The sequence below is a fragment of the Bacillus pretiosus genome, from assembly GCF_051294775.1.
Taxonomy (GTDB): domain Bacteria; phylum Bacillota; class Bacilli; order Bacillales; family Bacillaceae_G; genus Bacillus_A; species Bacillus_A wiedmannii.
The window spans coordinates 1-360 of sequence record NZ_JBPPHF010000043.1; the positions used below are offsets into that span (position 1 = coordinate 1).

A 360-nucleotide genomic window follows, 5' to 3' on the forward strand; every position below is an offset into this window, starting at 1 on the left:
TTTGAAAACCTTCTAAAATGCTGAGCGCAATCGGGAAGAAACAAACGAGTATTACTACCATTACTTTCGGTAGCATTCCATATCCAACCCAAATAATAAATAACGGTGCAAGTACAACGATTGGAATCGTTTGCGAAATAACAAGCAACGGATTTATTAAAATACGACATAAAGGGATAACATCCATAATAATTGCAATACTTGTCCCAATTAAAATCGCAAAAAACAGTCCGATTAGAACCTCTTGTAACGTTTGCATCGTATTCGGTAATAGTAAATCTTTCATTCCAATTAATTCGTGAACAATGGCAGAAGGCTTCGGTAAAATCCACGGCTCAATTTTAAATAATGAAACAGATC

1 protein-coding gene is annotated in these 360 nt (G+C 35.0%); it reads right to left on the reverse strand.

Annotated elements, in window-relative coordinates; all coding sequences use genetic code 11:
- The coding region (locus ACSG5Z_RS29770) for an ABC transporter permease (protein ID WP_435712739.1) at positions 1 to 360 on the reverse strand (360 nt) is incomplete at both ends.